This window comes from Microbacterium sp. Root322 (assembly GCF_001425645.1).
In the GTDB taxonomy this organism is placed as follows: Bacteria; Actinomycetota; Actinomycetes; order Actinomycetales; family Microbacteriaceae; genus Microbacterium; species Microbacterium maritypicum.
Genome location: NZ_LMCS01000001.1, coordinates 270605 through 296466 on the forward strand (window position 1 = coordinate 270605; position 25862 = coordinate 296466).

Consider the following 25862-nt stretch of genomic DNA (forward strand, 5'->3'; position numbering starts at 1 on the left):
CGGTGGGGGATTCTCCTGCTGTTACTTCTGTGCGGCTTCGAAGAGGGCGAGCACGTCGTCGGAGGACTCGGTGATCGTCAGCGTCACGACGGGGCGGCCGTGCTCGGCGAGTACGGCGGCGTCACCGGCGGCCTGCGCCTGGATGAGCTGTCCGAAGGTGAACGGACGGTCCGGGATCTCGAGGTCGACCTCGGTGCGCTCGAGGATCTGCAGGAACACGCCCTGCGCGGGCCCGCCCTTGTGGTACTGGCCGGTCGAGTGCAGGAACCGCGGTCCCCATCCGAAGGTCGTGGGTCGTCCGGAGTCCGCCGCGACGAGTTCGCGCAGCCCCTGGAGCTGCGGCACCTCGAGACGGTTGACGTAGGCCTGGATCGACACGTATCCGTCTGCCGGGAGCTGGGCCCAGAGCGCATCGAGCACGCCCTCGACGCTGCCGGAGGCGGCGAGAGCCGGGTCGGACACCCGCACCTCGACGCCGTTCTCGATGAACGCGGGAGCCGTCGGCTCCGGGCGTGCGTCGAGGAGCCCGCGCGCGGCGATCTTGGCCGATTCGACATCGGGCTGATCGAACGGGTTGATGTGGAGCAGGTGACCGGCGATCGCCGTCGCGTACTCCCACACGATGAGCTGAGCGCCCAGCGTCCCGCTGACGAGGATCTCGCCCTCGTGACGCTCGTGCAGGTGGAACTCGTTGGCGTCGTCGACCAGCCGCACGATCTGCAGGTCCGCGGGCACGGGGTCGAGCTCGGGGGAGACCGGGAGCAGGACCACCGGGAGGATTCCGGTGCCCTCCTTGCCGGTGGACTCGGCGATCAGCTGCTCGATCCAGTCCGGGAGGCCCTTGATGTGCGTGCCGTCGGTGATGAGGCCGAGCTTGTCGCGGCGGGGTGCCGTCGCCGCGATCGCCGCGCCCAGACGAAGGGCGGGGTTGTCTGCCGAGTCGACGGCGACCTCCAGAAGCGAGGCCTCGGCCTCGTTCAGCAGCTCGTCGATGTCGACACCGGCGAGCCCCGACGGCACGAGGCCGAAGGCGGTGAGCGCCGAGTAGCGTCCGCCGACGTTGGGGTCCGCGTTGAAGACGCGGTATCCCGCCTCGCGGGCCGAGACATCGAGCGGAGAGCCGGGATCGGTGACGACGACGATGCGCTCGACGGGGTCGATGCCCAGGTCGCGGAACGCCGCTTCGAAGGTGCGACGCTGCGAGTCGGTCTCGACCGTGGAGCCGGACTTCGAAGAGACCACCAGCGCCGTGTCGGCGAGGCCCTCGTCGAGAGCGGCGAGCACCTGGCCCGGAGCCGTCGAGTCGAGGATGGTCAGCGGCACTCCGGCGGTCTGTGCGATGACCTCGGGGGCGAGCGAGGATCCGCCCATGCCCGCGAGCACGACGCGCGTGACGCCCTTGGCGTTGAGGTCGGCGCGCAGCGCGACGATCTCGGCGACCAGCGGACGCGAGATCGACACGGCTTCCACCCATCCGAGCCGGACGGATGCCTCAGCCTCGGCGGCCGGCCCCCAGAGCGTCGCGTCCCCGCCGGTGATGCGAGAGGCGACCAGATCGTGGACGAGGCTGGGCACCGTCTCATCGATCGCGGCGCGTGCTGCACCGGACGTGTGGATCGAGAACGTCATCGCTGCGACTCCAGACCCTCGGCGACCTGCGTCAGCAGGTCGTGCCAGGAGTCGATGAACTTCGCGACGCCCTCGTCCTCCAGCACCTGGGTGACATCGGCGAAGTCGATCCCGACCTCGGCGAGGCCGGCGAACACGGCGCGTGCCTCTTCGTAACCGCCCGTGATCGTGTCGCCCGTGACGACGCCGTGGTCGAACGTCGCCTCGAGCGTCTTCTCGGGCATCGTGTTGACCACGCCCTGGGCGACGAGCTCGGTGACGTACAGGGTGTCGGGAAGGGCCGGGTCCTTGACACCGGTCGACGCCCACAGCGGACGCTGCAGGTTCGCACCGGAGTCGAGCAGCGCCGTGGCGCGGTCACCGGCGAAGGTCTTCTCGAACAGCTCGTAGGCGAGGCGTGCGTTGGCCAGACCGGCCTTGCTCTTGAGCGCTTCGGCGGCATCCGTGCCGATCGCGGTGAGGCGCTTGTCGGTCTCGGTGTCGACACGCGACACGAAGAACGAGGCGACGGAGTGGATGGTCGACAGGTCGATGCCTGCGGCCTTCGCCGTCTCGAGACCGGTGAGGTAGGCCTCGATGACCTCGGCGTAGCGTTCCAGGCTGAAGATCAGCGTGACGTTGACGCTGATCCCCGCCCCGATCGCCTCGGCGATGGCCGGAAGGCCGGCCTTGGTCGCGGGGATCTTGACGAGCAGGTTCGGGCGGTCGACCTTGGCCCACAGCTCCTTGGCCTGCGCGACCGTGCCCGCGGTGTCGTGCGCGAGGTCGGGGGAGACCTCGATCGAGACGCGGCCGTCGACGTGGTTCGAGGCTTCCCAGACGGGACGGAACACGTCGAGGGCTGCCGCGACGTCCTGCGTGGTCGCGGCGAAGACCGCTTCCTCCGCCGTCGCGCCCGAGGCGGCGAGCTCGGTGACCTGTGCGTCGTACGACGTGTCGTTCTTGTCGGTGATCGCATTCGCGAAGATCGTCGGGTTGGTCGTGACACCCACGACGTTGCGCGACGAGATCAGATCGGCCAGGTTGCCCGAGGCGATGCGCGTGCGGGAGAGGTCGTCGAGCCAGATGCTGACGCCGGCGGCGGCGAGCTGTGCGGTGGGGGTGCTCATGCGTTCTCCTTGGTGCTGTTGGCCGCGATGGTCTCGCGGGCGGCCGCGATGACGGCCTCGGTGGTGATGCCGAACTTCTCGAAGAGGGTCTTGTAGTCGGCGGAGGCGCCGAAGTGGTCGATGCCGACCGAGCGGCCGCGGTCGCCCACGATGCCGCGCCAGCTGAGCACCGAGCCCGCCTCGACGGAGACGCGGGCGGTGACGGAGGCCGGCAGCACGCTCTCGCGGTACTCCGCGTCCTGCTCGTCGAACCACTCCAGCGACGGGGCGGAGACGACGCGCACGTTCACGCCTTCGGCAGCCAGTGCCTCACGGGCGTTGACCGCCAGCTGCACCTCGGAGCCCGTGGCCACGATGATGACGTCCGGCGTGCCGTTCGGTGCTTCGGCGAGCACGTAGGCACCCTTGGCCGCGTTGTCCGCCGAGGCGAACGTGTCGCCCGATGCCGCGCCCTCGCCACGCGCGAACACCGGGATGTTCTGGCGCGTCAGCGCGATGCCTGCCGGTCCTTCGTGGCGACGGAGGATCTCCAGCCATGTGGCGGCCGTCTCGTTCGCGTCCGCAGGTCGCACGACCGTGAAGTTCGGGATCGCACGGAGCGTTGCCAGCTGTTCGATCGGCTGGTGGGTGGGGCCGTCCTCACCGAGGGCCACCGAGTCGTGCGTCCAGACGAAGATGCTCGGCACGTTCATGAGCGCGGCGAGACGGACGGGCGGGCGCATGTAATCGCTGAAGATGAGGAAGGTGCCGCCGAACGCGCGGGTGGGTCCGTGCAGCACGATGCCGTTGATGATCGCGCCCATGGCGTGCTCGCGGATGCCGAAGTGCAGCACCCGGCCGTAGGGGTTGCCCGACCACTCGTGGGTCGACCACTCCGCGGGGATGAACGAGGGCGCGCCCTTGATCGTCGTGAGGTTCGACTCTGCGAGGTCGGCCGAACCGCCCCACAGCTCGGGGAGCTCAGCGGCGAGGGCGTTGATGACCTGGCCGGATGCCGCGCGGGTCGAGACTTCCTTGCCCGCCTCGAACACGGGCAGCGCGCTCGTGATGTCGTCGGGGAGCTGGTGTGCTTCGAGGCGGTCGAGCAGTGCCTTCTTCTCGGGGTTCGCCGCGGCCCAGGCGTCGAACGACTCCTGCCATGCGGCACGGGCCTCGGCGGCGCGGGCCGCGAGTCCGCGGGTGTGCGCGATCACGTCGTCGGCGACGACGAAGCTCTGCTCGGGGTCGAACCCGAGGACCTTCTTCGTGGCGGCCAGCTCTTCGGCGCCGAGAGCGGAGCCGTGGATCTTGCCGGAGTTCTGCTTGCCGGGCGACGGCCAGCCGATGATCGTCTTGAGGATGATGAGCGAGGGCTTGGCGGTCTCGCCCTTGGCAGCCTCGATGGCGGCGTGCAACTCGGCGACGTCTTCGACGTACTCGCCGGTCTTCTTCCAGTCGACGACCTGCACCTGCCAGCCGTAGGACTCGTAGCGCTTCGCGACATCCTCGGTGAAGGCGACGTTCGTGTCGTCCTCGATGGAGATCTGGTTCGAGTCGTAGATCGCGATCAGGTTGCCGAGCTGCTGGTGGCCTGCGAGCGAGGAGGCCTCGCTGGTCACGCCCTCCTGCAGGTCGCCGTCTCCGGCGATCACGTATACGAAGTGGTCGAACGGGCTGGTTCCCGCCGCGGCCTCGGGGTCGAAGAGACCGCGCTCGTAGCGGGCGGCGTAGGCGAAGCCCACGGCCGAGGCGAGGCCCTGTCCGAGCGGACCGGTGGTGATCTCGACGCCCTTGGTGTGGCCGTACTCCGGGTGGCCCGGTGTCAGCGAGCCCCAGGTGCGCAGTGCCTTCAGATCGTCGAGCTCAAGCCCGAAGCCGCCGAGGTAGAGCTCGACGTACTGGGTGAGGGAGGAGTGGCCGGCAGAGAGGATGAAGCGGTCGCGACCGAGCCAGTCCACATCGTTCGGGTCGTGGCGCAGCACGCGCTGGTACAGGAGATATGCCGCCGGAGCGAGGCTCATGGCTGTGCCGGGGTGACCGTTACCGACCTTCTCCACGGCATCGGCCGCCAGGATTCGTGCGGTGTCCACCGCGCGCCGATCGATCTCATCCCACTGCAATTCCGACACGTTCATGCCCTTTCCGACAGTTTCGAGGGCGCCCGTATTCCCTGGCGCATCCGCATCATCACGGAGAGGTGTGCACATCGCCGGGCGCGCGAGTGGTTTCAGCATAGCGGTGAGGTGACTTGCGCTACGCGGGCCCGCGAGCCGGAACACGTCATCCAGTGTCATACACTGGAGAGGTTGTCCGGTCACACGTGCGGAGGAGGCGATCGAGATCTCGACGATGTCTGATCAGACCGTGAGGAAGTCGTCCATCGGTCGCACGGTGAAGGCCTACATCACGCTCACCAAGCCGCGTGTCCTCGAGCTCCTGCTCGTGTCGACCGTGCCGGTGATGTTCCTGGCGCAGGGGGGACTGCCGAACCTGTGGCTCGTGTTGGCGACCGTCATCGGCGGTTCGTTGAGCGCCGGTTCCGCCGCATCCTTCAACATGTACCTCGATCGCGACATCGATGCGCACATGCACCGCACCGAGAACCGTCCGCTGGTCACAGGCGAGGTCAGCCCTCGCGGTGCCCTGGTCTTCTCGTGGACGCTCGCCATCGCCTCGACCGTCTGGCTGCTCGCCACGACCAACTGGCTCACGGCGGCCCTCTCGGCCACGGCGATCTTCTTCTACGTCGTGATCTACACGATCATCCTGAAGCGCCGCACCGAGCAGAACATCGTGTGGGGCGGCATCGCGGGCTGCTTCCCGGTGCTGATCGGCTGGTCCGCGGTCACCGGTTCGCTCGACTGGCCGGCATTCATCCTCTTCCTCCTCGTCTTCCTCTGGACGCCGCCGCACTACTGGCCGCTGTCGATGAAGTACAAGGACGACTACGAGGACGTCGACGTCCCCATGCTCGGCGTCACGCGCAATGCCTCGCAGGTCGGCCTCCAGGTGATCCTCTACGCGTGGGCGACCGTCGCCTGCTCGCTCCTGCTGGTACCGATCGCGAACATGGGCCTCGTGTACACGATCTCCGCTGCGGTCTTCGGCGGATGGTTCATCTACGAGTCGCACCGCCTCTACAACCGTGCGGTCCACGGCACCGAGCCGCGTCCGATGCGCGTGTTCCACGCCTCGATCACCTACCTGACGCTGATCTTCGTCGCGGTCGCGGTCGATCCGCTGCTCCCGTTCTGACACTGATTCCGAACGACGAAGCGGCGCCGAGGAATTCCTCGGCGCCGCTTCGTCGTTTCCTGCCCGGTGGTCGATCAGCGGGTGATCGAGGGTGAGCTGTCCGGGTTCGCGTCGGTGGCCGGGGCGTCGTCTCTGGTGACCTCGTCTTCGTGAACGACATCTCCGCTCGCGGGGGTCGTGTCCGCAGACGGGGTCGTGGCGACGGGAGCGGGCGTCTCCTCAGCCTCGACGGTCCAGTCGATGGCCTCGACGACCGCCGGTGCCGGTGCAGGGACGAGCGATCGCGCGGCGACGAGCGCGAGCGTCAGCAGGATGCCGACGATTCCGGCCGCGAGCACTCCGGCACCCACCACGACGAGCGACTGGCCGACGTAGACCTCGACGCCGGTGGCCGTGCCATCGAGCAACGTGGTCGTCATCGTGCCGATCTGACCCGAGATCAACCAGGCGCCGACCGCCGTGGTGGCGAGGGAGACGACCAGGAGGAGCCAGAACCCCATGCTTCGTGTGAGTGACTTGTTCATGTCGCCCACCCTCGCGGATGCGCTGATGAGTCCGCGATGTGGAAGCTATGGAACGACTGTGCGGGCCCTCAGGCGTCGACGGGTACCGGACGCTTGAGGCGCAGCACCACGACGGTGTAGGCGGCTGCCGAGAGCGAGGCCAGGACCATGTGGATGCCGACGAGCAGCGGGGGGAGTCCTTCTCTGGCCTGCCAGATGCCGACCCCGACCTGCACGAGGATCGCCAGCACGAGCACGAGCAGCCAGCGTCGAGGCTCCAGGCGCAGCACCCAGGCGGAGACCGTCAGGAACAGGACCAGCGCCGCGAGGATGTAGCCCGGCCACGAGTGCACGTGCGCGAGCACGGTCGCGTCGAACCCGTGGCGCAGCACGTCGGCATCGCCGGAGTGCGGACCGGATCCGGTCGTCAGCACACCGAAGACGATCGTGACGGCCAGGGCGAGACCGGTCACGTGGGTGACGGCGGCGAACCAGACGGGAACGGCGCGCTCGCGAGGTCCGGGCGAGGTCTTCAGGCGTACGAGGAAGGCCGCCGTGATGCAGACGAGCAGCAGGGAGGACGTGTAGTGGAAGCCCACGATGAAGGGGTTGAGGCCGGTCAGGACCGTGATGCCGCCGACGAGCGCCTGGGCCACCACGCCGATCAGGGTGAGCCAGGCGAGCAGGACGAGGTCGCGCCGGGTGGGAGTAGTGCGCACCGAGCGGACGGCTGCAGCGATGACGGCGACCAGCAGGACGGCGAGGGCGATCGGCGAGGCGGGGAAATGCAGGGGAGTGGCGATGGCGAACGTTGCGACAGCCGCGACGATCCCACCCAGTGCGAACCAGAGGGCGTTGACCAGGCCGCGCTTTCCGCTGAACAGATGCAGGACCAGCAGCACGACCGCCAGGGCGATGATGCCGACGACGCCGGTCATCAGTCGATTGCCGAACTCGATGATCCCGTGGATGCCCTGCACCTCGAGGATCGGCACGAGGGAGTCCGGGGTGCACAGCGGCCAGTCCGAGCACCCGAGGCCCGAGCCGGTGAGCCGCACGGCCCCGCCGGTGCCGATGATGATCGTCTCGCTGATGAACGACAACCACGCGAAGACCGTCAACGCACGACCCCAGGACGAGGAACGAGGGGGGACCCCCTGCGTCGTCGAGGTGGCGGGGATCATCGTGTCGGGCATAAGTCCTCCGGACCGCACGAGACGCGGCGGGCATGGCCCGTCTGTCAGGCGGAACCTGTAGAATCGGATTGTTGCGATGAGCGCTGACAGCGCTGAAGCATCGTCAACAGTTTAGGCGCGATGGAAGCGCCGGTGATGAGGGCCCACCAACGGCACCCGCTCCCGCAGGCTCGACGGGGATCAGGTGTGTCGGGGCGGATGACACCGTTTGGGACCTGTGAGGAGAGTGTTGGATGTCGGATGTGCTGATCGACCGCCCGGAGCTTGACGGTCTGGGGGTGTACGAATTCGGCTGGCACGATGAGGATGCTGCGGGTGCCATCGCGAAACGCGGTATCTCCGAAGACGTCGTCCGTGGGATCTCGGGCCTCAAGAACGAACCCGAATGGATGCTGAAGACCCGCCTCAAGGGGTACCAGCTCTTCGGACGCAAGCCGATGCCGACCTGGGGTGCAGACCTCAGCGAGATCGACTTCGACAACATCAAGTACTTCGTCCGCTCCACCGAGAAGCAGGCGCAGACGTGGGAAGACCTTCCCGCCGAGATCCGTGAGACCTACGAGCGACTCGGCATCCCCGAGGCCGAGCGTCAGCGCCTCGTGGCCGGCGTCGCGGCGCAGTACGAGTCCGAGGTCGTCTACCACCAGATCCGTGAGGACCTGGAGCAGCAGGGTGTCATCTTCATGGACACCGACACCGCGCTGCGCGAGCACCCCGAGTTCTTCGAGGAGTACTTCGGCACCGTGATCCCCGCCGGCGACAACAAGTTCGCAGCTCTCAACACGGCCGTGTGGTCCGGCGGCTCGTTCGTCTACGTTCCCAAGGGCGTGCACGTCGAGATCCCGCTGCAGGCGTACTTCCGCATCAACACCGAGAACATGGGTCAGTTCGAACGCACGCTGATCATCGCCGACGAGGACAGTTACGTCCACTACATCGAGGGCTGCACGGCTCCGATCTACAAGTCGGACTCCCTGCACTCGGCCGTCGTCGAGATCATCGTGAAGAAGAACGCCCGCGTTCGCTACACGACGATCCAGAACTGGTCGAACAACGTCTACAACCTGGTCACCAAGCGCGCCGTGGCGTACGAGGGCGCGACCATGGAGTGGGTGGACGGCAACATCGGCTCCAAGGTGACGATGAAGTACCCGTCGATCTACCTGATGGGCGAGCACGCCAAGGGCGAGACGCTGTCGGTCGCCTTCGCCGGTCCCGGTCAGCACCAGGACGCCGGCGCGAAGATGATCCACATGGCCCCGTACACGCAGTCGTCGATCGTCTCGAAGTCGATCGCCCGCGGTGGGGGACGCGCCGGTTACCGCGGCGAGGTGCGAGTGGATGCTGCGGCACACCACTCCGCGAACACCGTGCGGTGCGACGCCCTGCTCGTGGACACCAAGTCCCGCTCCGACACCTACCCGGCGATCGACATCCGTGTCGACGACGTGCAGCTCGGCCACGAGGCCACGGTCTCGAAGGTGAGCGAGGAGCAGCTGTTCTACCTGCAGTCCCGCGGCATGCCAGAGGACGAGGCGATGGCGATGATCGTGCGCGGCTTCATCGAGCCGATCGCGCGTGAGCTGCCCATGGAGTACGCGATGGAACTGAACAAGCTCATCGAGATGGGCATGGAAGGATCGGTCGGCTAGTGACGGCCTCGACGACAGCGCCTGCCGAGGCGCAGCACAGCAACGCGCCCGAAGGCGCGCACATCGACCCGGCGGCCCAGGTCGCCGCCGCGGGCTTCGTCCCGGTGCAGACCCGCTCGGAGCGGCCGCACTCCTTCGAGCCCGCCGACTTCGGTGCCCCGACCGGGCGCGAGGTCAACTGGAAGCACACCCCGGTCGCGCAGCTCACCTCGCTGTTCGAGGTGGCGTCGCCGAACGACGGTGTCAGCTACACGTACGGCGCGGGGGAGCAGTACATCGCCGCTCCGCTCGCCATCGGTGCGGCTCCCCGTGGCGAGGTCTTCCTCGCGGAAGACGTGACGGCCGCCGTCGCGTGGCAGGGGAGCACCGAGGCACTCCACGTGCGCATCCCGCGCGAGGAAGAGGTCGCCGAGCCTGTCTTCATCTCCATCGCGGGTCTCGGAGCGCAGCGCCGTGCCGACGCGCACATCGTGATCGAGGCACTGGAGCACAGCTCTGCGACGGTCGTGCTCCAGCACACCGGTTCCGCGCAGTACGCGCAGAACGTCGAGATCATCGTCCGCGACGGCGCGAAGCTCACGGTCATCAGCCTTCAGCAGTGGGAGGACGACGCGGTTCACGCGGCCGCACACCAGGCTCGGGTCGGCGCCGATGCGACGCTCAAGCACTTCGTCGTGAGCTTCGGCGGCGGCATCGTGCGCGTCAACCCGAACGTCGAGCTGGCCGGCGCCGGTTCCGAGGGCTACCTCTACGGCCTCTCCTACGCAGACGCCGGGCAGCACCTCGAGAGCCAGGTGTACCTGCACCACAAGGGCCCGCACACCAAGGGCGACGTCCTCTACAAGGGCGCGCTGCAGGGTCAGGGCGCGCACAGCGTCTGGATCGGCGACGTCCTCATCGGCGCCGACGCGACGGGCACCGACTCTTACGAGGCGAACCGCAACCTCGTCCTCACCGAAGGTGCACGCGCCGACTCGATCCCGAACCTCGAGATCGAGACGGGTGACATCCTCGGTGCCGGTCACGCGAGCGCCACCGGTCGTTTCGACGACGAGCAGCTGTTCTACCTGCAGGCGCGCGGTATCACCGAGGAAGAGGCGCGACGCCTCGTCGTGCTCGGATTCCTCACCGACATCGTGCAGCGCCTGGGCATCCCCGCCCTCGAGGCCGAGCTGCTCGCAGCCATCGAGACGGAGCTCGCCGAGGTGAGTGCATGACCGCCGAGCGCGTCTGCGGCGTCGCCGACCTGGAACAGGACATGCCTCTGCGCGTGGACCCGGGCGGCGTGCCCATCACGGTGATCAAAGACGGCGAGGGTGTCATCCACGCCATCGGCGACACCTGCACCCACGGCGACATCTCGCTGTCTGAAGGCTTCGTCGAGGGCGACACGGTGGAGTGCTGGGCACACGGCTCCGCCTTCTCGCTGCTCACCGGCAAGCCCCAGAATCTCCCCGCTTATGAGCCCGTCCCGGTCTACGTCGTCCAGATCGACGGCGATGACGTGCTCATCGATCCGACTGTGATTAAGGAAGTCTGAAGAATGTCTGTTCTCGAGATCCGCGACCTGCACGTGACGGTCGAGACCGAGGCGGGGACCACCCCGATCCTCAACGGAATCAACCTCACCATGAACACCGGTGAGACCCACGCCATCATGGGCCCCAACGGCTCCGGCAAGTCGACCCTGGCCTACACGATCGCCGGTCACCCCAAGTACACGGTGACCTCGGGATCCATCACGTTCGACGGCCAGGACGTCCTGGAGATGAGCGTCGACGAGCGGGCCCGCGCCGGCCTGTTCCTCGCGATGCAGTACCCGGTCGAGATCCCCGGCGTCACGGTGACGAACTTCCTCCGCACCGCCAAGACGGCGCTCGACGGCGAAGCACCGGCGATCCGCGGCTGGACCAAGGACGTCAAGGCGGCCATGTCGAACCTGCGCATGGACCCGAAGTTCGCGCAGCGCAACGTCAACGAGGGCTTCTCCGGTGGCGAGAAGAAGCGCCACGAGATCCTGCAGCTCGAGGTGCTGAAGCCGAAGTTCGCGATCCTCGACGAGACCGATTCCGGCCTCGACGTCGACGCGCTCAAGATCGTCTCCGAGGGTGTCAACCGCGCGAAGGAGTCCACCGGACTCGGCGTGCTGCTGATCACGCACTACACCCGCATCCTCCGCTACATCCGCCCCGACTTCGTCCACGTGGTCGTCGCGGGCAAGATCGTCGAAGAGGGCGGCCCCGAGCTGGCAGACCGGCTGGAGAACGAGGGATACGACCGTTTCCTCGACCCTGCAGCTCCGATCGAGGCGTAGGCTGATCGCATGACAGCGACCCTCACGGACGAGAAGTACGACGCGGTCACCGAGGCCCTCAAAGACGTGATGGATCCCGAGCTCGGGATCAACGTCGTCGACCTCGGCCTCATCTACGATCTCGCTTGGGATGACGAGAACGACGCTCTCGTCATCCACATGACGCTGACCAGTGCCGGATGCCCGCTCACCGACGTCCTCGAGGACCAGACTGCTCAGGCTCTGGACAACGTCGTCGATCGCTTCCGGATCAACTGGGTGTGGATGCCGCCGTGGGGTCCGGAGAAGATCTCCGACGACGGGCGCGACATGATGCGCGCCCTCGGCTTCGCGATCTGACCCGCGCAGGAGCATTGCCGGAAGGCGTTGTCGGCGCGCGTCGGATCGGATGACACCGCGACGGCGCGTGTCGGAACCTCGGGAGAGAGAATGCTTCAGGTGAAGGCCCTGCCTCTGGCGGAGCTCCGCGAGCGCAGCAGCGAGAAGTGGCGGGAGTACCCCGCAGACGTCCTGCCGTTGTTCGTCGCGGAGACCGACTTCCCGCTGGCTCCGGCCATCTCGACGGCGTTGCAGCGTGCCGTCGAGATCGGCGACACGGGATACATCGCCTCGCGGACCCCGTTGGCCGAGTCGTTCGCGTCCTTCGCGTCCCGGCGTTACGGGTGGGAGCCTGATCCCGCCCGGATGCGCAGCACGGCGGACGTGAGCATGGGGATCGTCGAGATCCTCCGTCGCGTGACCCAGCCGGGAGAGCGCATCGTCGTCACGCCGCCGGTGTACCCGCCTTTCTACGATCTGGTGGCCGAGGCCGGTGCAGAGGTGGAGCGTGTACCGCTTCGCGATACCGGAACCGGGTGGGAGCTCGATCTCGACGGCATCCGCACGGCGTTCGATGACGGCGCGACCGCGATCCTGCTCTGCAACCCGCACAACCCCACCGGCACCGTGCATGACCGCGACAGCCTCGCTGCTCTCGCGGAGTTGGCCGACGAGTTCGGCGTCGCGGTGGTCTCGGACGAGATCCATGCCCCGCTCGCTCAGCCGGGCACGGGGTTCACCCCTTTCCTCGCCGTGAACGACGCCGCGCAGCGGGTGGGCTACGCCGTGGTGAGCGCGAGCAAGGCGTTCAACCTCGCCGGGCTCAAGTGCGCTCTCATGGTCACGGCCGACGACGAGACGAGTGCCGTCGTGCGCGGGCTTCCGGTCGAGGTGGAGTGGCGTACCGGGCAGTTCGGTCTGCTCGCCGCTGTCGCCGCCTTCTCTGAGGAGAGCGACGCCTGGCTCGATGGACTGCTGCGCACTCTCGACGAGAACCGGGTGCTGCTCGAAGACCTTCTCGCCGCGCGCCTCCCCGGCGCGCGCTATCGCCTCCCCGATGCCGGATACCTCGCGTGGATCGACCTCTCCGCGCTGGGATGGGGAGACAATCCCGCGCGGCGCATCCTGAAGGACGCCAAGGTCGCCCTGCACTTCGGGCCGGCCTTCGGTGCGGAGGGCGCGGGCCACGTGCGGCTGAACTTCGGCACCAGCCCGGAGATCCTCACCGAGGCCATCGAGCGCATCGCGGCGCTCGTCGGTCGATGACCGCCCCGGCGGACGCCGCGACGATCTGGGACCGCCAACGCATCTGGGTGACCCTCGGCGCGGTCGCGCTGATCTTCCTCGGGGCGATCGAAGCCCTCGCGGTCACCACCGTGATGCCGATCGTGAGCGCAGCGCTGAACGGTGAGGCTCTGTTCGCCGTCGCCTTCGCCGGCACTCTGGCGACGAGTGTGATCGGCATGGTCGCGACCGGAGCATGGTCGGATGCCCGCGGACCGCGCGGTGCCCTGTACGTCGCCGTGACCCTCTTCATCATCGGCCTGCTGATCTCCGGCTTCGCCGTCACGATGCATCAGTTCCTGATCGGACGACTCGTCCAGGGCCTCGGGACCGGAGGGCAGACGGTCGCACTGTACGTCGTGGTCGCCCGGCTGTATCCGCCCCACCTGCACGGTCGGATTTTCGCTGCCTTCGCCGCGGCATGGGTCGTGCCGTCGATGGTCGGTCCCTTCCTCGCCGGTGCGGTCGCCGAGTATCTCGACTGGCGCTGGGCGTTCCTCGGCGTGGCGGTGCTCACGGCTGCGGCATTCCTGATGATCGCCGTCCGTCTTCGCGGTGTGGACCTCGGCCGCGGCACCCCGCAGGACCGCAAGGCGCTGATCGTGCGGCTGGTGCTGGCGGTGGTGGTCGCGGTCTTGGCCGTCGTGGTCGGCTTCTCGGCGGATCTGCAGCCCTCGATGAGGTGGCCGGTGGCGCTCGGCGCCGTGCTGGCTATCGGATTCGCCGTGATGCCGCTGTTGCCGCGGCGCACACTCCGCGCCGGAGCGGGGCTCCCCAGCGTGGTGCTGATGCGGGGAATCGTGGCCGGGGCCTTCTTCGCGGCTGAGGCGTACATCCCGTATCTGCTGATGAAGAAGTTCGACTTCACCGCAACATGGGCGGGCATCGCCCTGATGCTCGCGGCGCTGGCCTGGGCAGGCGCCTCGGCTCTGCAGGGGCGATTCGGGGAGCGGTTGGGGAATCACCGCATCACGACGATCAGCCTGAGCTCGCTGCTCATCGCCATGCTGTGCGTGCTCACGGCCGCGGTGTTCGATGTCTCGGCCGCCGTGGTCGTGGTGGGCTGGGCGTTCGCCGGGGGCGGGATGGGGCTGCTCTATCCTCGTCTTACGGTGCTGACGCTGGCCTACTCGGACGATACCGACCAGGGGTTCAACTCCTCGGCGCTGTCCATCTCGGATGCGTCCGGATCGGCCGTCGCCATCGCCCTCGCCGGGCTCGGCGTCGCGACCCTCGGCGGCGGGGCAGGGGCGTTCAGCGCGGTGTTCGCGTTCTGTATCGTCCTCGTCGTGCTGGCTCTGGTGCCCGGTCTCAGGCTCGGGCACGCGGCGGAGTCGGCGGCGCGCTGATCACTCCGGCGAGGGCGGTGACCCCGAGCTCGAAGACGCGATCGAGGCCGGCGGTGACATCGACGTCGTCGGTGTCCGGCAGGGCGCCGTGGCTGTCGGCGTGCATGCGCTGCTGCACGAGCGTGGCATGGCCGAGCACGAAGTGCAGGATCGCGGCGCTCCGATCCTCCACATCGGCGGCACCCTGCGTGCGCAGCGCATCGGCCAACGCGGTCTGCGCCTGCGAGGAGCCGAGCTGGAGCGCGTACGTGCTGAGGACCAGCTCCGCGCCGTCGCGGTAGGTGAAGAGCGCGTCACGGATGCCCCGCGCCGTCGCCACGACGTCGGTCGGCTCGCTCGGGATCGTCGCGGTGATCCGATCGGCCAGCTCCGCGAGCAGCTCCTGCTTGTTCGCGAAGTGCCAGTAGAGCGCGCTCGGCTGCACGTCGAGGCCTGCCGCGATACGCCGCATCGAGAGGTCTGCCAGCCCCACCTCGTCGAGCAGAGCGAGGGCACTCCTGGCCACGCTGTCGCGGTCGTGACGTGCGGGATTGGGCTCAGGGCTCATGCTCCGATTATAGTGAACGACGTTCAGGTGAACAGTGTTCAGGTGAGACGCGTGGAGAGGCCCAAGGTGACGACATCCCCTCAGATCGGTATCGCTCCGATCAGCCTCGACCGGGTGTCGGTGCAGATCGACGGTCGTCGGGTGCTGCACGACGTCAGCGCCGAGCTCACAGCGGCGACCATCGCCGTGATCGGGGCGAACGGGTCCGGCAAGTCGACCTTTGCGAGAGTGCTGAACGGCCTCATCGCGCCCCACAGCGGTTCGGTGTCGGTACACGGGCTCGACACGGTGCGTGAGTGTGCCGCGGTGCGCAGACTCGTGGGCTTCGTGTTCACCAACCCGGATGCGCAGATCCTCATGCCGACCCCTGCCGAAGACCTCGCGCTGTCGTTGCGCGGCCTCCCGAGGAAGGAGATCGCCGAACGCGTCAGACAGGCCCTCCAGGCGCACGGACTGGAGGCACATGCGGAGATGCCCGCGTCGAGCCTGTCCGGCGGGCAGAAGCAGATGCTCGCGCTGGCCTCGGTGCTGATCGCGGCGCCGAGGATCATCGTCGCGGACGAGCCGACGACACTCCTCGATCTGCGCAACGCCCGCCGCATCGGCGACCTCCTGCTCGCCCAGCAGGCTCAGGTCGTGGTGGTGACGCACGACCTCGAGCTCGCGGCCCGCTGCGACACCGCGCTGCTCTTCGAGGACGGACGGATCGTCGCCTCGGGTCCGCCACCGACGGTGATCGCGGCATATCGTCAGGCGTGCGCGTGATCGCGCTGTACCGCCCGGGAACAGGGATACTCCATCGCCTCCCCGCCGGGGTCAAGCTCGCTGCGCTCGCGCTAGGGGCTCTCCTTCTCTCGCTGTATCCTCACGACCCGATCAGCATCGCCGTCTCGCTCCTGATCGTCGTCGGGCTCTACGGCGTGAGCGGGATGCCGCTCCGCGTGCTCCTGGTCGAGATGTGGCGACTGCGGTGGATCGTCCTCGTCCTCACCGCCGCCCTGGTGATCTTCGTGTCGCCGCTGGCCGCGTGGATCAGCACAGGAAGGGTCCTGGCGGTGCTGCTCCTGGCCAGCCTGCTCACGCTCACCACCCGGATGGCAGACCTTCTCGAGGTGTTGCACCGGCTCCTGCGGCCGCTGCGCAGGGTCGGGGCGGACCCGGAGGCGATGGCGCTGACGATATCGCTGACCCTCGCCACCATCCCGGTGATCGCCGGGTTCGCCGCACGCGTCCGGGAGGCTGAGCAGGCGCGTGACGTGCGCCTGGGCGTCCGCACCGTAGTGCCCCTGCTCGTGCTCGCGCTCACGCATGCGGATGAGGTCGGAGACGCACTGGCGGCGAGGGGCATGGGCTGACTCAGGCCGGCACGAGCCTGGCGGTGGGGGATGCCGACTGAGACGCCGCCCCTGCGGAGGAAAGCGACGACAGCCGCAGGGAGGCCGCGATCAGTGCGATCGCGATCAGCGCGGTCGCGACCGAGGTGCCGAGAGCCAGCAGCAGCACGATGCCGACGAGGCCGCTCAGGGTTCCCACGACGAGACGACGCATCGAGGACGTCGCCGGGGGTGCGGGCTGCGATTCGAATCGCGTGAACGCGACGGCTACGAGGGCCGTCAGAGCGATGGCGGTCGCGAGCCAGAGCGGGCGCCCGGCCCACCAGCCCGCGCTGTCCAGCGCCGGCAGCGTCATGCCGGTCATGAGGGCGAACACGGCGGTGGAGCCGGCCATGAGCAGCAGCACCGGCATGTGCCACAGGTAGATCGTCATCGTGCGCGCCGTGACGAACCCGGTGAACACGGCGACCCGCGGGCGACGGCTGAACCGCTCGAGACGCTCACGGTGCAGCGACAGCAGGCTGGTGTGGGCGACGCCGACCAGCAGGAGCGCAGCCGTGGGCGGGTTGATGTTGGCGATCAGGTCGGGGGAGTAGATCCCGAAGGCGAACGTCGCCACCAGCGTCAGGAGGGCGGCGATGCCGGCAGCGGCACGGACGCGTCTGCTGAGGCGGTCGATGCTGCCGTCGGCGAGGAAGAAACCGAGCTGCTGGAGGGTCATCCACACGAAGGTGAGGTTCAGGAAGCCCAGGCCTTCGAGCCCGGAGGCCGCCCGAAGTACGTCGACGGCGATCGCGGCGGCGGCCAGGGCGCCGATGGTCCGCAGGGGCGCGCGCTCGTGAGAGGCGGCGAGGAGGGGGAGCAGCGCCTGGCAGAGGAGGAAGACCCCCAGGAACCAGAGCGGCTGCCCGTAGCGGAAGCCGGCCGTCGCGATCAGGTCGGCAGGGACGCCCGAGACGGCGAGCAGGGCGAGCGCGAGTCCGATGACGGCGATCGTGAAGATCGCCGGACGCAGCAGGCGGTGCACGCGGCCGGCGACGAAGCCGATAGCCGTTCCTCCGCGCTGACGCATCCGCTGATAGGCGAGGAGTCCGGAGAAGCCTCCGATCACGAAGAACAGCGGCATCACCTGTAGGAACCAGCTGAGCGGTGCGATCCATGCCGTTTCGTCGCTGGCGTTGTCGAAGACCGGGCCGGACTCGCCGACGGTGACGCCGACCATGATCGCGTGCAGGAGGACGACGCCGAGGACGCAGAGGGCCCGGAGGAAGTCGATCCCGGTGTCACGGGATGCGCGCGGGGGAGCCGTGGTGCTGACGGCGCGCGGTGCCTGGACGATGGTCATGAGTCCTCCTCGGAAGCGGTGTTCCAGGAGACTATGGACGCGGTGCAGGCGGAGGCATCACCCTCGGGTGCTGTTGCGACCCCCTACGACGGGGTGAGTCAGGATGAGGGCTCTACGAGTCCGGTGTCGTAGGCGAGGATCACGGCGTGCACGCGGTCGCGCAGGTTCAGCTTCGCGAGCACCTTGCCGACGTGCGTCTTCACGGTCTGCTCCGCGATGAAGAGCTCGGCGGCGATCTCCGTGTTGGAGCGTCCTCGACCGATGAGCACGAGCACCTCGCGCTCCCGATCGGTGAGGTCGGCCAGGGTTGTCGCCGAACGCGGCGCCCGGGGGCGACGGCCGGCGAACTGCTCGATCATGCGACGGGTCACACTGGGGGCGAGCAGCGCATCTCCACCTGCGACGACCCGTACCGCGTGCACGAGTTCCTCCGGTAGTGCGTCCTTCAGCAGAAACCCGCTGGCACCGGCCTCGAGGGCGTCGTACACGTAGTCATCGATGTCGAACGTCGTCAGCATCAGTATCCGGGGCACGTGCGCCGCGGGGTAGGCGGGGCCGAGGATGCGCCGAGTCGCCTCGATCCCATCCAGCTCGGGCATGCGCACGTCCATGAGGATCACGTCGGGATCGAGACGCGCCGCCAGGGTGACCGCCTCCGCACCGTTGGCGGCCTGCCCCGTGACGCGGATGCCGTCGTGGGCATCGAGGAGCGCAGCAAAGCCTGCTCGTACCATGGCCTGATCGTCGGCGATGAGCACGCTGATCGTCACGGGTTCTCCTTCTCGAGGGGGGTGGACAGTGCTGGGCTCCTCAGCGACGGGGCCGCGGTCGTGTCGGCGGCGACACCGGCGTCGAGGGGGAGCACGGCGTCGACATTCCACCCGCCGTCCGGCGCCGGTCCTGCGGAGAGGCTTCCGCCGAGGATCTCTGCGCGCTCGCGCATTCCGCGGAGGCCGTAGCCCCCGCCATGACCGTCCGGGCTGCGTGGTGGTGCGGCGCTGTGCACCAGGATGCGGAGAGTGCGGGCCTCCGCGCGCACACGCACGGAAATCCGCGCACCCGGGGCGTGGCGGACGGCGTTGCTCAACGCCTCCTGGACGATGCGGAACGCGGCGATCTGCACGGCGGGGGCGGCCGAGGCGGCGGTCTCGCCGCCCTCCAGCAGGAGTCCGACCTCGACGCCGGCGCGGCGGATGCTGTCGACCAGGGCAGGGATGTCGTCGATACCCTGCTGGGGCGCGAGCTCGGCACTCTGGTCCTCGGTGCGGAGCACACCGAGCATGCGGCGCATCTCGGTGAGTGAGCCCCGGGCGGTCGCCGCGATGTCGTCGAACTCGGCGATCGCCGCATCGTCGAGCTCGGGGATCCGGTACTTCGCGGTCGAGGCCTGCACCTGGATCACGGACATGCTGTGCGCCACCACATCGTGCAGCTCTCTGGCGATCTTCGTGCGCTCCTCCACGAGAGCGCGTCTGGCCTCCTCGAGCGCGCTGTGCTCCTTCTCGCGTGTCAGCTCGGCGGCCACTCTGGCGCGCCCGGCGATGAGCGCCGCGATGAGGAACATGGCGGAGGCGACGGCCGTCGTCACGATGAGGTCGGCTGTGGCGCTCGCGGATGACTCCGGCAGCGCCACCATGTCGGGACGAAGCAGAGGCGCGAGAAGAGAAGCGATCGCCCCGAGGATCAGTGCGAAGGCGCCGAGCCGTGCGCCGTGCAGGAACGTGAGCACACCGACGAACAGGACGAACGTCAGGAGCGCGGGGACGGACCAGGGCCACGGGGAGCGGATCGCCAGTTCCGGCACGACCGTGAGCGGAAGGGCGAGCGCCCCGGCGGTGAACAGCCCGATGGCCCAGCGGGGGTGCGAGATCGACAGCAGCGGAGAGACGCACAGAGCCGCGCCGAGGATGAACGACAGGGGCAGCGGAGTGCCGTACAGCACGCTCTGCAGCGACACCAGCACCGAGAACAGCGCCACGACCGCCGCACACAGCGCAATGAAGGCGGAGGTGCGGCGGCTGATCCGTGGTCGGCGAGGTGAGCGCTCGCGGCGGCGTGCCATGACAGTCATCCTGCCAGCTGCGGGGTCGGCACACGGCGTCGACGGGCTGCGGCGATCCTGTCGATCACGAAGCCGACGACCAGCGCGATGGCGATGCCGAGCCCGGCGCTGAGCAGAGGTTGATCCTTGATCCAGGCGCCGGCGAGCAGACCGATGGCCAGGCTGAACACGCTCCAGCTGACTCCGGCGATCAGGCTGAGCGGGAGGAAACGCCGCCAGGGGAAGTCGAGGGCCCCGGCCGTCATGTTGACGGCGACCCGTCCGACGGGAATGTACCGGGCGCCGAGGATCAGGGTGGCGCTGCGGCGATCGAGTGCGCATTGAGCATGTGCGAACGCCGCAGCGACCCGTGGCCGTCGCATCCACGCGAAGCGGGTGGTGCCCAGCCCGCGGCCGATGAGGAAGGCGATGTTGTCGCCGATGGCCGCGCCGATCGCGGCGACGGCACCGAGCAGCAGCAGATTCCCCTCGCCGGTGGAAGCGGTGACGGCCGCCGCGGCCACGAGCACGGTCTCGCTGGGGATCGGGGGGAAGAAGCCGTCGATGATGGTGACGGCGAACAGCACCAGATACAGCCAGGGCGACGCGATCGCCTGCATGATGAGCTCGTTGAGGATGTCCACTCCCGCACGTTATGCGGCAGGCGATGGCACAGGCATCCCTCTGAGGTATCGGGACGCTCACTCTCCGGGCTGATCTTGCTGACCGCGACGCCCGGCTACGACGCTTATACTGGGAGGCTGGCCGATCGGCCGAACAACCTCCCCGAAAGAACGGACGTCCGCTGTGCTTGCCGTGCACGACCTCGAGATCCGCGTTGGCGCGCGCCTGCTGATGGAGAACGTCTCGTTCCGCGTCGCCGACGGAGACAAGATCGGACTCGTCGGCCGCAACGGGGCCGGAAAGACCACGCTCACCAAGGTGCTCGCGGGCGACGTGCTGCCCTCCGGCGGAAGTGTGACCCGCTCCGGCGAGCTCGGCTACCTGCCGCAGGACCCCCGTTCGGGCAACCCCGAAGACCTCGCGCGCACCCGCATCCTCGATGCTCGCGGGCTCGGTCAGCTCAACCTCGGCATGACCGAGGCCGCGCTCGCGATGGGCTCCGACGACCCGGCGGTGGCCGACAAGGCGATGAAGCGCTATGCCCGCCTCACCGAGCAGTTCGAGGCACAGGGCGGCTATGCGGCAGAGGCCGAGGCCGCCTCCATCGCCAACAACCTGTCGCTTCCCGACCGCATCCTCGACCAGCCGCTGTCGACGCTCTCCGGTGGTCAGCGTCGCCGCATCGAGCTCGCCCGCATCCTGTTCTCCGACGCCGAGACGATGATCCTCGACGAGCCGACGAACCACCTCGACGCCGACAGCGTCGTGTGGCTGCGGGAGTTCCTCAAGGGCTACAAGGGTGGACTGATCGTGATCAGCCACGATGTCGAGCTGGTCGGCGAGACGGTGAACCGCGTGTTCTACCTCGACGCCAACCGCCAGAGCATCGACACCTACAACATGAACTGGAAGAACTACCTGCGCCAGCGGGTGGCCGATGAGGAGCGCCGCAAGAAAGAGCGTGCGAACGCCGAGAAGAAGGCGACGACCCTGCAGCTGCAGGCCGCACGCTTCGGGGCGAAGGCCTCGAAGGCCGCTGCTGCGCATCAGATGATCGCGCGCGCCGAGAAGCTGCTCGCGGGGCTCGACGAGGTGCGCCAGGAAGACCGGGTCGCGAAGCTGCGCTTCCCGAAGCCGGCGCCCTGCGGCAAGACGCCGATGATGGCGTCAGGCCTGTCGAAGTCGTACGGATCGCTCGAGATCTTCACCGATGTCGACCTGGCCATCGATCGCGGTTCCAAGGTGGTCGTGCTCGGTCTCAACGGTGCGGGCAAGACCACGCTGTTGCGCATGCTCGCCGGTGTCGACCAGCCGGACACGGGGCAGCTGGAGCCGGGGCACGGTCTCAAGGTCGGGTACTACGCGCAGGAGCACGAGAACCTCGATGTGAACCGCTCGGTGCTGGAGAACATGGTCTCGGCTGCGCCGCACATCACCGAGACCGAGGCCCGCAAGGTGCTGGGGTCGTTCCTGTTCACGGGCGACGATGTGCTCAAGCCCGCCGGAGTGCTCTCCGGTGGAGAGAAGACGCGTCTGTCGCTTGCGACGCTCGTCGTCTCGTCCGCGAACCTGCTGCTGCTCGACGAGCCGACCAACAACCTCGACCCCGCCTCCCGCGAGGAGATCCTCGGTGCGCTCGCGCACTACGAGGGCGCTGTCGTGCTCGTCTCGCATGATCCGGGTGCCGTGCAGTCGCTCAACCCCGAGCGCGTGCTCATCCTGCCCGACGGCGTCGAGGACATCTGGAGCCAGGAGTACCAGGACCTCATCGAGCTCGCCTGATACCTTCGCGGGAACGGGTGAGCCCGCAGAGTATTCGTGGCATAGTCGGGACCATGTCGATTGCGCCACCCCCGTCCTTGTCAGACATCAGGGAGTGGTTGCGTGCGCAGCCTTCCCTCACCGGCGCCGCGCCGACGCTCGACGTCGCAGAGCTTCCCGAGGATCCTGAGCCGCTCTTCGTCGACTGGATCGGGGAGGCGGCCGAGAGCGGGGTCGCAGAGCCGCACGCGGCCACACTGGCGACGGTGGACGGTGACGGCATACCGGATGCGCGGACACTGATCCTCAAGAACGTCGATGCGGAGGGATGGTCGTTCGCCGGGGCGCGCTCTTCCCGCAAGAGCCAGCAGATCGCTGCGCGCCCCGCCGCGGCGTTGAACTTCTGGTGGCAGCCGCTCCGGCGAGCCGTTCGCGTGCGAGGAATGATCCGAGAAGCATCTCCGGTGGAGAGCGCCGCAGATCTCGCCGCGCGCTCGACCGAGGCCCGCGGTGGCATCGCGCCGGGGGAATGGGTTCTCTGGAGGATCGTTGCGACGCGAGTCGAGTTCTGGCAGGGATCAGCGGACCGGAACCATAACCGGATCATCTATCGTCGCGCGGAGGGTGGCTGGCAACGCACCGTGACGGGCTCGATCACCGGCGTGGAGAGCGATCAGATCGTCGACGGACGTGCATGAGTGACTGTCAGATGGTCGAGATCGGGGCGCTCGAGGAATGGCGCCCCCACCATGGTGGCTTCGACGTCTCGCGATGAACGGCGCTGGCTCTGTCTCCGCAGCGGCTGCACCGATCAGCGGACGTCGAGCAGTTCGTCCTCGACGTCGGCATCGTGGTCCTTGCGACGCGACTTCCTGACCGGGGCCGGCGCGCCCTCGACCTCTTCGCGGTGCTTCACGATTTCCGTGCGGATGATGTATCCGATGAAGATGAAGCCCATCAGGGCGAAGAGAATCCACTGGATCGCGTACGACAGATGGGGACCGGGATCGTCGGTGGGGGAGTCGAATCCACCCAGGGCGCCGTCCCCTGCCGGTTCCTCGCTGATCACTCGTCCGTAGGCGCTCGTGATCACATCGCCGTCGACGAGCGTCGCGATCGACGGCAGGTTGATGGTCGGGACCTGTCCTTCGGGTGCCCCGCGACCTGAGGCCGGTAGCTGCTCGCCCGGGCGAAGTCGCACCGTGACCTCGGCTTCCCCCGAGGGAGGGGCCGGCACCGAATCCGGGGCATCGCCGTCGCCGGGCGGCACCCAGCCGCGATCGACGATGAAGATGCGTCCATCGGCGTCACGGAACGGCACCAGCACCTCGAAAGCACTGGTCCCACCGTGAGGGCGGTTCCTGACCAGCAGCTGCTGTTCCGCCAGGTATTCGCCCTTCAGGACCACCGGGCGCCACTCATCGGCCGGATCGAGCGCGCCGTCGTCTCCGATGAGATCGGTCAGGGGGACGGGGTCGGCGTCGTAGTTCTGCTCGACGAGTTCGATCTGCGCGGCGCGGGATTCGTTCCGCTCGAACTGCCAATGCGACAGGAACACGCACGCGACCCCGAATCCGATCGCGATGAGCACGTAGATGACCCACCTGGTCAGTCGTCGGCTCATGCCGGAACTCCGTCTCGAACAGTCACCGGGAACTCACGTGCTGCGAGGTAGTCGCGGAGGTACTCGACATGCTCATCGCAGGCCAGCCAGATCTTCTCCCGATCAATGGCGTGGATCCGAGGATTACGCCACACGACCTGTCTGGTCGCCGCGCTCCGGCACCCGGCGCGCGAGCATTCGAGCTGTGTCATCGGTCCTTGGGGCCTTCATGGATCGTGAACACCGGCGGGGTCGTCGCCTCGGGCTCGATCGGAACCGGTCCCGGCGATTCCAGCTCCTGCAAAGGCGACTCCGCCGCGGCTTCGGTGCTGTCGCTGCCCGCGTTCGCGAACACCACGGCGATGTACGGAAGCACGGCCGCCGAGATCCCGAAGACCCAGGTGTACCACCCGTAGGGCTGGACGAGCACCATGAGTGCGAAGCACACGATGCGGATGGTCATCGTCAGGACATATCGGCGCACGCGATGGTCAGCCTCGTCCTGCGGAGACTGCGGCAGGGAGGTGACGGCCGGGACTTGACGCGCGTTCTTCACGATGCCTCAAGCCTACGCCGCTGCCGACCCGTCGGCGTGCCCCTTCTACGGCAGATCAGCGGGAGAAGATGAAGGGCAGGCTGAACGCTCCGACGAACAGGAAGCTGATGATGATGCCGATGAGGGTGAATGCGGCGATCGCGATCATCGCGTAGCCGAGGATCAGTCCGGCGATGGCCATGCCTCGACCGCCGATGCCGGGATCACGCCGGGTCTGCCCGAGCGCCATGTGACCGGTGATGACGGCTGCGATCGACGCCAGCACCGGAATGATGGCCCAGACGAGCACGATTCCGGCGATGCCGCAGATCAGCGAGGTGATCGCGAGTCCACTCGTGGGGCGCGGGGCTGGGGCTGCGGGGTAGACCGGTGCGCCGTAGGGCGCATATGCAGGCGGGGTCGCAGCTGCGGGCGGGATCTCCCAGGTCGGCGGGGTCGTCGGGCTGTACGCCGGCGGGACGGGCTGGTTCTGCGCCGGCTGTGGGGCGGGCTGCACCGGATACGCGGGAAGGGCCGGTACGACGGGGAAGGCAGCCGGAGCGGGCGGCCGAGGCGGAATGCGTGGTGGCTCGCCGGCAGGAGGGGGAGTGCGGTTGTCGCTCACGGTGAAGCCTTTCGTCTCGATCAGAGTTCCAGCACCGTCCGTGCCTGTCAAACGCCGGGAGGTGGTCGGGCGGGGCATCGTCGGTAGGATCGATGACGGCTCGGGAACTCGGGCCACCGGCCCAGAGCAGGAGTGTCCCCATGAGCGCTGAGCGCGTCGTCCTCGTCACCGGCGGAAACCGCGGTATCGGCCGCGCGATCGCGGAGCGCTTCGTGCGGGACGGGTACCGCGTCGCGGTCACCGCCCGCAGCGGCGAAGGGCCGGAGGGAACGCTCACCGTCCGCGCGGACGTCACGGATGCCGCTGCCCTCGACGCCGCGTTCACCGAGGTGGAGCAGCAGCTCGGTCCGGTCGAGATCGTCGTCGCCAACGCCGGCATCACGAAGGACACCCTCCTCATGCGCATGAGCGAGGACGACTTCGACAGCGTGGTCGCCACGAACCTGGGAGGAACGTTCCGCGTCGTCAAGCGTGCCTCGAAGGGCATGCTCCGCGCGCGGTTCGGCCGCATCATCCTGATCTCGAGTGTCGTGGGGCTCTACGGTTCCGCCGGGCAGGCGAACTACTCCGCATCGAAGAGCGCCCTGGTCGGCTTCGCCCGCTCGATCACGCGTGAGCTCGGGGCCCGCGGGATCACGGCCAACGTCGTCGCTCCGGGCTTCATCGAGACGGACATGACCGCGGAACTGCCCGAGGAGACCCAGAAGCAGTACAAGGCGAGCATCCCGGCGGCACGATTCGCGACCCCCGATGAGGTCGCGGGCGTGGTGACCTGGCTCGCGGGTGATGACGCCGGCTACATCTCGGGCGCGGTCATCCCCGTCGACGGCGGACTCGGGATGGGGCACTGATCCCGAGG

27 protein-coding genes are annotated in these 25862 nt (G+C 68.2%); 13 read left to right on the top strand and 14 right to left on the bottom strand.

What is annotated here, in order from left to right:
* Nucleotides 1–21: 21 nt before the first annotated feature.
* Genes ASC55_RS01310 through tkt form a run of 3 tightly spaced genes read right to left on the bottom strand, consistent with a single transcriptional unit; the run spans nt 22 to nt 4846 of the window.
* Nucleotides 22–1629 (bottom strand): glucose-6-phosphate isomerase, encoded by a 1608-nt coding sequence (locus ASC55_RS01310; RefSeq protein ID WP_055872409.1) that lies wholly within the window; start codon nt 1627–1629, stop codon nt 22–24.
* A complete protein-coding gene (tal, locus tag ASC55_RS01315) occupies nt 1626–2738 on the bottom strand; it encodes a transaldolase (RefSeq protein WP_055867735.1) in 1113 nt (370 codons plus the stop codon). Before tal ends, ASC55_RS01310 begins: the two co-directional genes overlap by 4 nt.
* Nucleotides 2735–4846, bottom strand: coding sequence for a transketolase (tkt, locus tag ASC55_RS01320; RefSeq protein WP_055869143.1), 2112 nt, complete (start codon nt 4844–4846; stop codon nt 2735–2737). The genes tal and tkt overlap by 4 nt, the downstream gene beginning before the upstream one ends.
* A gap of 205 nt (nt 4847–5051) precedes the next feature.
* Here tkt and ASC55_RS01325 point away from each other — a divergent pair, with 205 nt between their 5' ends.
* Entirely contained in the window at nt 5052–5972 is a 921-nt protein-coding gene (locus ASC55_RS01325) for a heme o synthase (protein WP_371861307.1), read from the top strand.
* 74 nt (nt 5973–6046) lie between these two features.
* On the opposite strand, the gene ASC55_RS01330 is transcribed toward ASC55_RS01325, so the two are convergent.
* Together ASC55_RS01330 and ASC55_RS01335 are read right to left on the bottom strand one after the other, a co-directional pair.
* On the bottom strand, nt 6047–6496 hold the full coding sequence (locus ASC55_RS01330) for a tetraspanin family protein (RefSeq protein WP_235563068.1): 450 nt from the start codon (nt 6494–6496) through the stop codon (nt 6047–6049).
* A gap of 68 nt (nt 6497–6564) precedes the next feature.
* Nucleotides 6565–7671, bottom strand: coding sequence for a COX15/CtaA family protein (locus tag ASC55_RS01335; RefSeq protein WP_055872411.1), 1107 nt, complete (start codon nt 7669–7671; stop codon nt 6565–6567).
* 233 nt (nt 7672–7904) lie between these two features.
* Between ASC55_RS01335 and sufB the strand changes: the two genes are divergently transcribed.
* From sufB to ASC55_RS01370, 7 genes are all read left to right on the top strand, one after another.
* Nucleotides 7905–9323, top strand: coding sequence for a Fe-S cluster assembly protein SufB (gene sufB, locus ASC55_RS01340; RefSeq protein ID WP_055867748.1), 1419 nt, complete (start codon nt 7905–7907; stop codon nt 9321–9323).
* The gene (sufD, locus tag ASC55_RS01345) at nt 9323–10540 is read left to right on the top strand and encodes a Fe-S cluster assembly protein SufD (RefSeq protein ID WP_055867751.1); all 1218 of its coding nucleotides are present in this window, start codon (nt 9323–9325) and stop codon (nt 10538–10540) included. The genes sufB and sufD overlap by 1 nt, the downstream gene beginning before the upstream one ends.
* Nucleotides 10537–10863 (top strand): non-heme iron oxygenase ferredoxin subunit, encoded by a 327-nt coding sequence (locus ASC55_RS01350; protein WP_017830403.1) that lies wholly within the window; start codon nt 10537–10539, stop codon nt 10861–10863. The genes sufD and ASC55_RS01350 overlap by 4 nt, the downstream gene beginning before the upstream one ends.
* Before the next feature lie 3 nt (nt 10864–10866).
* Nucleotides 10867–11637: a Fe-S cluster assembly ATPase SufC gene (gene sufC, locus ASC55_RS01355; RefSeq protein WP_017830404.1), complete on the top strand. Its 771-nt coding sequence runs from the start codon at nt 10867–10869 to the stop codon at nt 11635–11637.
* Nucleotides 11638–11646: 9 nt separating this feature from the next.
* Entirely contained in the window at nt 11647–11976 is a 330-nt protein-coding gene (locus ASC55_RS01360; RefSeq protein ID WP_017830405.1) for a metal-sulfur cluster assembly factor, read from the top strand.
* A 90-nt stretch (nt 11977–12066) separates the two neighbouring features.
* Nucleotides 12067–13221: a MalY/PatB family protein gene (locus ASC55_RS01365; RefSeq protein ID WP_055873092.1), complete on the top strand. Its 1155-nt coding sequence runs from the start codon at nt 12067–12069 to the stop codon at nt 13219–13221.
* Entirely contained in the window at nt 13218–14588 is a 1371-nt protein-coding gene (locus ASC55_RS01370) for an MFS transporter (protein ID WP_055872412.1), read from the top strand. The genes ASC55_RS01365 and ASC55_RS01370 overlap by 4 nt, the downstream gene beginning before the upstream one ends.
* Here the strand turns inward: ASC55_RS01370 and ASC55_RS01375 are convergent.
* A complete protein-coding gene (locus ASC55_RS01375) occupies nt 14551–15135 on the bottom strand; it encodes a TetR family transcriptional regulator (protein ID WP_055872413.1) in 585 nt (194 codons plus the stop codon). The two genes, ASC55_RS01370 and ASC55_RS01375, sit on opposite strands and share 38 nt — an antisense overlap.
* Nucleotides 15136–15201: 66 nt before the next feature.
* On the opposite strand from ASC55_RS01375, the gene ASC55_RS01380 reads away from it, so the two are divergent.
* Nucleotides 15202–15900 (top strand): energy-coupling factor ABC transporter ATP-binding protein, encoded by a 699-nt coding sequence (locus tag ASC55_RS01380; protein ID WP_055872414.1) that lies wholly within the window; start codon nt 15202–15204, stop codon nt 15898–15900.
* Nucleotides 15897–16490: a CbiQ family ECF transporter T component gene (locus ASC55_RS01385; RefSeq protein WP_055873094.1), complete on the top strand. Its 594-nt coding sequence runs from the start codon at nt 15897–15899 to the stop codon at nt 16488–16490. Before ASC55_RS01380 ends, ASC55_RS01385 begins: the two co-directional genes overlap by 4 nt.
* Nucleotide 16491: 1 nt before the next feature.
* Here ASC55_RS01385 and ASC55_RS01390 read toward each other — a convergent pair whose 3' ends face one another.
* From ASC55_RS01390 to ASC55_RS01405, 4 genes are all read right to left on the bottom strand, one after another.
* Nucleotides 16492–17814, bottom strand: coding sequence for an acyltransferase family protein (locus tag ASC55_RS01390; protein ID WP_055872415.1), 1323 nt, complete (start codon nt 17812–17814; stop codon nt 16492–16494).
* A 98-nt stretch (nt 17815–17912) separates the two neighbouring features.
* Complete coding sequence (locus ASC55_RS01395; protein WP_055867766.1) at nt 17913–18584, bottom strand: response regulator; 672 nt, start codon at nt 18582–18584, stop codon at nt 17913–17915.
* On the bottom strand, nt 18581–19876 hold the full coding sequence (locus tag ASC55_RS01400; protein WP_055872416.1) for a sensor histidine kinase: 1296 nt from the start codon (nt 19874–19876) through the stop codon (nt 18581–18583). Before ASC55_RS01400 ends, ASC55_RS01395 begins: the two co-directional genes overlap by 4 nt.
* A 5-nt stretch (nt 19877–19881) precedes the next feature.
* Nucleotides 19882–20499, bottom strand: a complete 618-nt coding sequence (locus tag ASC55_RS01405) for a DedA family protein (RefSeq protein ID WP_055867783.1) — start codon at nt 20497–20499, stop codon at nt 19882–19884.
* Nucleotides 20500–20662: 163 nt separating this feature from the next.
* Here ASC55_RS01405 and abc-f point away from each other — a divergent pair, with 163 nt between their 5' ends.
* Together abc-f and ASC55_RS01415 are read left to right on the top strand one after the other, a co-directional pair.
* Nucleotides 20663–22261 carry a ribosomal protection-like ABC-F family protein gene (gene abc-f, locus ASC55_RS01410; RefSeq protein ID WP_055867785.1) on the top strand — a complete coding sequence of 533 codons (1599 nt, stop codon included), beginning with the start codon at nt 20663–20665 and terminating at the stop codon, nt 22259–22261.
* Between the two features lie 53 nt (nt 22262–22314).
* A complete protein-coding gene (locus ASC55_RS01415) occupies nt 22315–22938 on the top strand; it encodes a pyridoxine/pyridoxamine 5'-phosphate oxidase (RefSeq protein WP_200935124.1) in 624 nt (207 codons plus the stop codon).
* Between the two features lie 113 nt (nt 22939–23051).
* Here ASC55_RS01415 and ASC55_RS01420 read toward each other — a convergent pair whose 3' ends face one another.
* From ASC55_RS01420 to ASC55_RS01430, 4 genes are read right to left on the bottom strand one after another with little or no spacing between them, the layout of a single operon-like run.
* Nucleotides 23052–23864, bottom strand: a complete 813-nt coding sequence (locus ASC55_RS01420) for an SURF1 family cytochrome oxidase biogenesis protein (protein ID WP_055872418.1) — start codon at nt 23862–23864, stop codon at nt 23052–23054.
* Complete coding sequence (locus ASC55_RS17680) at nt 23861–24055, bottom strand: hypothetical protein (RefSeq protein WP_082524193.1); 195 nt, start codon at nt 24053–24055, stop codon at nt 23861–23863. Before ASC55_RS17680 ends, ASC55_RS01420 begins: the two co-directional genes overlap by 4 nt.
* A complete protein-coding gene (locus ASC55_RS01425; protein ID WP_082524194.1) occupies nt 24052–24399 on the bottom strand; it encodes a DUF3099 domain-containing protein in 348 nt (115 codons plus the stop codon). The genes ASC55_RS17680 and ASC55_RS01425 overlap by 4 nt, the downstream gene beginning before the upstream one ends.
* A gap of 55 nt (nt 24400–24454) precedes the next feature.
* Nucleotides 24455–25003 (bottom strand): DUF4190 domain-containing protein, encoded by a 549-nt coding sequence (locus ASC55_RS01430; RefSeq protein WP_162243034.1) that lies wholly within the window; start codon nt 25001–25003, stop codon nt 24455–24457.
* 140 nt (nt 25004–25143) lie between these two features.
* On the opposite strand from ASC55_RS01430, the gene ASC55_RS01435 reads away from it, so the two are divergent.
* Nucleotides 25144–25854, top strand: coding sequence for a beta-ketoacyl-ACP reductase (locus ASC55_RS01435; protein WP_017830420.1), 711 nt, complete (start codon nt 25144–25146; stop codon nt 25852–25854).
* The last annotated feature ends 8 nt before the right edge of the window (nt 25855–25862 follow it).

What these genes read in the sequence shown, in the direction of transcription:
- ASC55_RS01435 (WP_017830420.1), top strand. Translation starts at nt 25,144, where the DNA reads ATGAGCGCTGAGCGCGTCGTCCTCGTCACCGGCGGAAACCGCGGTATC.
- ASC55_RS01360 (WP_017830405.1), top strand. Translation starts at nt 11,647, where the DNA reads ATGACAGCGACCCTCACGGACGAGAAGTACGACGCGGTCACCGAGGCC.
- ASC55_RS01420 (WP_055872418.1), bottom strand. Translation starts at nt 23,864, where the DNA reads ATGAGCCGACGACTGACCAGGTGGGTCATCTACGTGCTCATCGCGATC.
- ASC55_RS01330 (WP_235563068.1), bottom strand. Translation starts at nt 6,496, where the DNA reads ATGAACAAGTCACTCACACGAAGCATGGGGTTCTGGCTCCTCCTGGTC.
- sufB (WP_055867748.1), top strand. Translation starts at nt 7,905, where the DNA reads ATGTCGGATGTGCTGATCGACCGCCCGGAGCTTGACGGTCTGGGGGTG.
- ASC55_RS01370 (WP_055872412.1), top strand. Translation starts at nt 13,218, where the DNA reads ATGACCGCCCCGGCGGACGCCGCGACGATCTGGGACCGCCAACGCATC.
- sufC (WP_017830404.1), top strand. Translation starts at nt 10,867, where the DNA reads ATGTCTGTTCTCGAGATCCGCGACCTGCACGTGACGGTCGAGACCGAG.
- ASC55_RS01415 (WP_200935124.1), top strand. Translation starts at nt 22,315, where the DNA reads ATGTCGATTGCGCCACCCCCGTCCTTGTCAGACATCAGGGAGTGGTTG.
- ASC55_RS17680 (WP_082524193.1), bottom strand. Translation starts at nt 24,055, where the DNA reads ATGACACAGCTCGAATGCTCGCGCGCCGGGTGCCGGAGCGCGGCGACC.
- ASC55_RS01335 (WP_055872411.1), bottom strand. Translation starts at nt 7,671, where the DNA reads ATGCCCGACACGATGATCCCCGCCACCTCGACGACGCAGGGGGTCCCC.
- ASC55_RS01375 (WP_055872413.1), bottom strand. Translation starts at nt 15,135, where the DNA reads ATGAGCCCTGAGCCCAATCCCGCACGTCACGACCGCGACAGCGTGGCC.
- ASC55_RS01365 (WP_055873092.1), top strand. Translation starts at nt 12,067, where the DNA reads ATGCTTCAGGTGAAGGCCCTGCCTCTGGCGGAGCTCCGCGAGCGCAGC.
- ASC55_RS01350 (WP_017830403.1), top strand. Translation starts at nt 10,537, where the DNA reads ATGACCGCCGAGCGCGTCTGCGGCGTCGCCGACCTGGAACAGGACATG.
- ASC55_RS01400 (WP_055872416.1), bottom strand. Translation starts at nt 19,876, where the DNA reads ATGGCACGCCGCCGCGAGCGCTCACCTCGCCGACCACGGATCAGCCGC.
- tal (WP_055867735.1), bottom strand. Translation starts at nt 2,738, where the DNA reads ATGAGCACCCCCACCGCACAGCTCGCCGCCGCCGGCGTCAGCATCTGG.
- ASC55_RS01390 (WP_055872415.1), bottom strand. Translation starts at nt 17,814, where the DNA reads ATGACCATCGTCCAGGCACCGCGCGCCGTCAGCACCACGGCTCCCCCG.
- ASC55_RS01310 (WP_055872409.1), bottom strand. Translation starts at nt 1,629, where the DNA reads ATGACGTTCTCGATCCACACGTCCGGTGCAGCACGCGCCGCGATCGAT.